1 protein-coding gene is annotated in these 1,990 nt (G+C 29.3%); it reads left to right on the forward strand.

The genetic code is table 11. The features are described from left to right. Positions 1-413: 413 nt before the first annotated feature. Positions 414-1,268, forward strand: a complete 855-nt coding sequence (locus F6K40_RS39480; RefSeq protein ID WP_293145555.1) for a DUF547 domain-containing protein — start codon at positions 414-416, stop codon at positions 1,266-1,268. Positions 1,269-1,990 lie beyond the last annotated feature (722 nt).

Here is a 1,990-nt window from a genome sequence, read left to right on the forward strand (position 1 = left end):
AAGTCTCTGAAAAATTTTCGACTATCTATATATATAAGAGTCAAATTTTCATCTGTGAGAAAAACGGGCAAAAAGTGGAAGGGAGGCAAGAGGCAGTTGCTCAACTTCAGAAAATATCTACTTATCTTTAGGTAGAGCAAATATTCTGGAAAAGTCTCTGAAAAATTTTCGACTATCTATATATATAAGAGTCAAATTTTCATCTGTGAGAAAAACGGGCAAAAAGTGGAAGGGAGGCAAGAGGCAGTTGCTCAACTTCAGAAAATATCTACTTATCTCTAGGTAGAGCAAATATTCGGGATTAGTATAAATATCAATTTTTCAGTCAAAATTAAGCTAAATTTCAGAACTTATTAATGCTGTTAGTTTTTCATGGATAAATAATAAAACCACTATTAATGGCAAAATAGTTTATGAAATATCAACTCAAGAAATTATTATTTTTATTTCCCATACTTATAATCTTAACTAGCTGTGGTGGATTCAATAATTCTACAAATATCGGCGAAAAAACTCAACAAACACAAGGACTTACTACTACCTCAGGACAACCATTTAATTATCAAACCTACACCTCAATTTTAAAAGAGTATGTCAACGATCAAGGATTAGTTGACTACGAAAAATTAAAAGAAAATCGACAACAACTTGATGAGTTTAATTCTGCCATTGGAACTGTAACTCCAAGCACTTATAATTCTTGGACGGATTCAGAAAAAATTGCTTTTTTAATTAATGCCTATAACTCTTTAACTTTAGAATCTATTATTGATAGTTACCCCACTAAAAGTATTAGAAGAATTCCTGGTGTTTGGAAGATTAGGAAATTTGATGTTGCTGGAGAAAAAATGACATTAGACCATATTGAACATCAGATTTTACGGAAAGAATTTAATGAACCAGGAATTCATGTTGCCTTAGTTTGTGCTGCAATAAGTTGCCCTCCACTCAGACAGGAACCTTATACTGGAAAACAATTAGAAAAACAACTAGACGATCAAGCTAAAAGGTTTTTAGGAAATAGTCAAGCCTTCAGAATAGACAGTGAAAATAATGCTATTTATTTGTCTTCAATTTTTAAATGGTTTGGTCAAGATTTTGAGAAAAATTATGGTCAAGATCCAAATATTGATGGTTTGAATAAAACAGAAACGGCAATCGTAAATTATGCTCGTAAATATGTAAATTCTGACGATAAAAAATTTTTAGCAAAAGGTGTTTATAAGGTGAAATATTCTAATTATGATTGGTCTTTGAATGTTCAATAAGATTATCTTTGCTTCAAGATTTATAAATAGTCTGAATAAGTATTTATATCCTAAGCATACGAGGTAAAAATATTAAACAAGATTCCACTTTTGTAGTAATATTAGTTCTGGTTCAATAACACCTATCTCTTAAGAGTTTAAATAAGGAAGCATTCAGAGATTAACAGTCAGCTTTTTCTATATCCTAATCCACTAATAGGTTTTGAATCAGTCAATAAAATTAGCTAATTTGCTTTGAAAGTAACTTTGAATTTTTACTCAATCTTTGAATTTTACTTCCTCTTTCAAAGATAATAAATTAATGGCTCAAAGCTAATAAATGACGGCTGAATCCTTTCCGTTTGATTAAAAAAAATTTAGCAAAAGGTGTTTATAAGGTGAAATATTCTAATTATGATTGGTCTTTGAATGTTCAAGAAAATTATCTTTGCTTCAAGATTTATAAATAGTCTGAATAAGTATTTATATCCTAAGCATACGAGGTAAAAATATTAAACAAGATTCCACTTTTGTAGTAATATTAGTTCTGGTTCAATAACACCTATCTCTTAAGAGTTTAAATAAGGAAGCATTCAGAGATTAACAGTCAGCTTTTTCTATATCCTAATCCACTAATAGGTTTTGAATCAGTCAATAAAATTAGCTAATTTGCTTTGAAAGTAACTTTGAATTTTTACTCAATCTTTGAATTTTACTTCCTCTTTCAAAGATAATAAATTAAT

It is taken from the genome of Okeania sp. SIO3I5 (genome assembly GCF_010672085.1).
Taxonomy (GTDB): Bacteria; Cyanobacteriota; Cyanobacteriia; order Cyanobacteriales; family Microcoleaceae; genus Trichodesmium.